Source organism: Isoptericola sp. NPDC057391 (genome assembly GCF_042668085.1).
Lineage (GTDB): Bacteria > Actinomycetota > Actinomycetes > Actinomycetales > Cellulomonadaceae > Isoptericola.
The window spans coordinates 1-3,849 of sequence record NZ_JBHVBO010000277.1; the positions used below are offsets into that span (position 1 = coordinate 1).

The window sequence follows — 3,849 nt, forward strand, 5'->3', positions numbered from 1 at the left end:
GACGTCTGGAGGGCAGGGTGTGCCGACGAAGCACACCCTGCCCCCTATCCTGTCCTGGCCACACCCGTCGTGGCCATCGTCCTGGCAACGAGGCCCCGAAACTTGAACCCGTGGCCCTGGGAATCCCGGGGCGAACGAGGAGACAACACACATGCTCTGGTATCTCGGACGCAGGCTCCTACAGGTGATCCCTGTGTTCCTGGGGGCGACGCTCCTGCTCTACGCACTCGTGTTCCTGCGGCCCGGAGACCCCGTCGCCGGCCTCGGCGGGGAGCGTGGCCTCCCTGAGGCCGTGCAAGCCCAGATTCGCGAGCAGTACAACCTGAACGAACCGTTCATCGTGCAGTACCTGCTCTTCCTCAAGGGCGTCTTCACCCTCGACTTCGGCATCGACTTCCGTGGTCAGGAGATCATGGACGTCATCGCCGCGGCGCTGCCCGTGACCTTCCAGCTCGCGATCATGGCGCTCGTCATCGAGGCCGTCTTCGGCGTCCTCTTCGGGCTCTTCGCCGGGATGCGCAAGGGCGGCTGGTTCGACGGCACCGTGCTCGTGATCAGCCTGCTGGTCATCTCCGTGCCGACGTTCGTCATCGGCTTCGTGCTGCAGTTCGTGATGGGCGTGAAGCTCGGCTGGTTCCCCGTCACCGTCGGCAGGGACCCGAACTTCTACACCCTCCTGCTACCGGCGATCGTGCTGGCAGCGACGTCGTTCGCGTACGTGCTCCGCCTGACCCGCACGTCGGTCTCGGAGAACCTCAGCGCCGACTACGTCCGCACCGCGCGGGCCAAGGGTCTCAATCGCTCGCAGGTCACCGGCCGCCACGTGCTGCGCAACTCGCTCATCCCCGTCGTCACGTTCCTGGGCGCCGACCTCGGCAACCTCATGGGCGGGGCGATCGTGACGGAGGGCATCTTCAACATCAACGGCGTCGGAGGGACGCTCTACCAGGCGATCATCCGCGGCGAGAACGTCACCGTCGTCTCGCTCACGACCGTGCTGGTCATCGTCTACATCCTGGCGAACCTGCTCGTCGACCTCCTCTACGCCGCCCTCGACCCGAGGATCCGTTATGCCTGAGAACCGATACGAGACCGTGCCCGGCGGGCGGCGCCCGCGCCCCGGGCAGGAGCACTTCGCCGCCGAGGTCGACGAGGGCGGCCTGGGTGCCGTCGACGCGGTCAAGTCGGACGAGGCCCCGTCCAGCCTGTGGCGGGACGCCTGGCGCGAGATGCGCCGCCGCCCGATGTTCTGGGTGGCGGCCGCGATCATCCTGCTGGTCGTGACCGTCGCCGCCTTCCCGGGGTGGTTCACGTCCGTCCACCCGCGCTTCGACTGCGAGCTGGCCAAGTCGCTCGGCGGCCCGGAGCCCGGCCACCCGTTCGGCTTCGACAAGCAGGGCTGCGACATCTACGCGCGCACCATCTACGGCGCCCGCGCGTCCGTGCTCGTGGGCGTGATGTCCACGGCGATGGTCGTGATCCTCGGCACCGTCATGGGCGCCGTCGCCGGGTACTACGCCGGCTGGTTCGACGTCATCCTGTCGCGCATCACCGACATCTTCTTCGCGATCCCGCTGGTGCTGGCCGCCATCGTCATCATGTCGATCACCACCAACCGGACCAGCTTCACCGTCGCCCTGGTGCTCGCCTCGTTCGGGTGGACGTCCATCGCCCGCATCACGCGCGGCACCGTGATGTCCGTGAAGAACAACGAGTTCGTCACCGCCGCCCGCTCGCTCGGCATGGGCCGCGGCGGGATCCTGGTGAGGCACGTGCTGCCCAACTCGGCGGCACCGATCATCGTGTACGCGACGGTCGCGCTGGGCACGTTCATCGTCGCCGAGGCGACGCTGAGCTTCCTCGGCATCGGGCTGCCGCCCGAGACCGTCTCCTGGGGCGGGGACATCTCGGCGGCCCGCAACTCGCTCCGCGTGGCGCCCGAGATCCTCTTCTACCCGGCCGGTGGCCTGGCGCTCACGGTGCTCGGCTTCCTCATGATGGGCGACGTCGTGCGCGACGCCCTCGACCCGAAGGCACGGAAGCGATGACGACACAGTTCCCAGTGACGAACGGCAACCAGCCCGTCGGTGAGGGCGCCGGCCGCAGCTACGAGGCGGGGACCGACAAGCCCCTGCTCGAGATCCGCGACCTCGAGGTGTCGTTCACCACCTCCGAGGGCGTCGTGCACGCCGTCCGCGGTGCCGACATCACCGTGTACCCCGGCCAGTCGGTCGCGATCGTCGGCGAGTCCGGGTCGGGCAAGTCGACCACGGCGCACGCCGTGATCGACCTGCTGCCCGGCACGGGCAAGGTGACCGGCGGCACCATCAAGTTCGACGGCCGCGACATCGTGGGCCTGCCCCGCACGGAGATCGAGGCGATGCGCGGCCGGGACATCGGCCTCGTGCCGCAGGACCCGATGTCCAACCTCAACCCGGTGTGGCGCATCGGCACCCAGATCGAGGAGGCCCTCAAGGCCAACGGCTTCGAGGGCGGCAAGCGGGAGCGCAAGGAGCGCGTCGCCGGCCTGCTCCAGGAGGCCGGCCTGCCCGACGCCGAGCGCCGGGCACGCCAGTTCCCGCACGAGTTCTCGGGCGGCATGCGCCAGCGCTCGCTCATCGCGATCGGGCTGGCCTCGCGGCCGAAGCTCCTGATCGCGGACGAGCCGACGTCGGCCCTCGACGTCACGGTGCAGCGGCAGATCCTCGACCACCTCGAGGTGCTCACGCAGGAGCTCGGCACCGCCGTCCTGTTCATCACCCACGACCTGGGCCTGGCCGCGGAGCGCGCCGAGCACCTCGTGGTGATGTTCAAGGGCCGCGTGGTCGAGTCCGGCCCCGCCCGGCAGATCCTCGCGGACCCGCAGCACCCGTACACCAAGCGGCTCGTCTCCTCGGCGCCGTCGCTCGCGTCCCGGCGCATCCAGGTGGCGCACGAGCAGGGCGCGGAGTCGGACGAGCTGCTGGCGCCCGACCTCGACGCGACGGTCCCGCTCCGCGCGGCCGGCAAGGCGGCGCAGTCCGACATCGTGGTGGCGAAGAACCTCACGAAGGTCTTCACCATCCGCGGCGGCCGCCCGGGTGCGTCGACGGACTTCAAGGCCGTCGACGACGTCAGCTTCAGCCTCAAGCGAGGGCACACGCTGGCGCTGGTGGGCGAGTCGGGCTCTGGCAAGTCCACGGCGGCGAACATGGTGCTGGGTCTGCTCGACCCGACCTCGGGCGTCGTCGAGTTCGACGGCGTCGACATCGCGAAGCAGTCGCCCAAGGAGGCCTTCGCGTTCCGGCGCCGCATCCAGCCGGTGTTCCAGAACCCGTACGGCTCGCTGGACCCGACGTTCTCCATCTACCGGTCGATCGAGGAGCCGCTGGCTCTGCACAAGGTCGGCGGCAAGAAGGAGCGCGAGAAGCGGGTGCGGGAGCTCCTCGACATGGTGGCGCTGCCGCAGTCGGCGATGCGCCGCTTCCCGAACGAGCTCTCCGGCGGCCAGCGTCAGCGCATCGCCATCGCGCGGGCGCTCGCGCTGCGCCCCGAGGTCATCGTGCTCGACGAGGCCGTGTCGGCCCTCGACGTGCTCGTCCAGGCGCAGATCCTGGAGCTCCTCGGGAACCTGCAGGAGGAGCTGGCGCTGTCGTACCTGTTCATCACGCACGACCTCGCCGTCGTGCGGCAGATCGCCGACTCGGTGGTCGTGATGCAGAACGGTCGCGTCGTCGAGCAGGCCAGCACCGACGAGGTGTTCGACAACCCGCGTCAGCAGTACACGCGCGACCTGCTCGCCGCCATCCCCGGCGCCGGGCTGGAGGGCGCGGCGATCGCGGGCTGACGCCCGCCGCAGCCCCGAGGGCC

The 3,849-nt window shown here is 69.7% G+C and carries 3 protein-coding genes; all 3 read left to right on the forward strand.

The window, feature by feature from the left end; translation table 11 throughout:
• The first annotated feature begins 151 nt into the window (after positions 1-151).
• The 3 genes from ACFUVW_RS20135 to ACFUVW_RS20145 are packed head-to-tail and all read left to right on the forward strand — an operon-like array spanning position 152 to position 3,826.
• The gene (locus ACFUVW_RS20135; RefSeq protein WP_430573070.1) at positions 152-1,078 is read left to right on the forward strand and encodes an ABC transporter permease; all 927 of its coding nucleotides are present in this window, start codon (positions 152-154) and stop codon (positions 1,076-1,078) included.
• A complete protein-coding gene (locus tag ACFUVW_RS20140; protein WP_430573071.1) occupies positions 1,071-2,048 on the forward strand; it encodes an ABC transporter permease in 978 nt (325 codons plus the stop codon). Before ACFUVW_RS20135 ends, ACFUVW_RS20140 begins: the two co-directional genes overlap by 8 nt.
• The gene (locus ACFUVW_RS20145; protein WP_430573072.1) at positions 2,045-3,826 is read left to right on the forward strand and encodes a dipeptide ABC transporter ATP-binding protein; all 1,782 of its coding nucleotides are present in this window, start codon (positions 2,045-2,047) and stop codon (positions 3,824-3,826) included. Before ACFUVW_RS20140 ends, ACFUVW_RS20145 begins: the two co-directional genes overlap by 4 nt.
• Positions 3,827-3,849: the final 23 nt, after the last annotated feature.

Coding starts and splice junctions, on each gene's coding strand:
- ACFUVW_RS20135 (WP_430573070.1), top strand. CDS start 152: ATGCTCTGGTATCTCGGACGCAGGCTCCTACAGGTGATCCCTGTGTTC.
- ACFUVW_RS20140 (WP_430573071.1), top strand. CDS start 1,071: ATGCCTGAGAACCGATACGAGACCGTGCCCGGCGGGCGGCGCCCGCGC.
- ACFUVW_RS20145 (WP_430573072.1), top strand. CDS start 2,045: ATGACGACACAGTTCCCAGTGACGAACGGCAACCAGCCCGTCGGTGAG.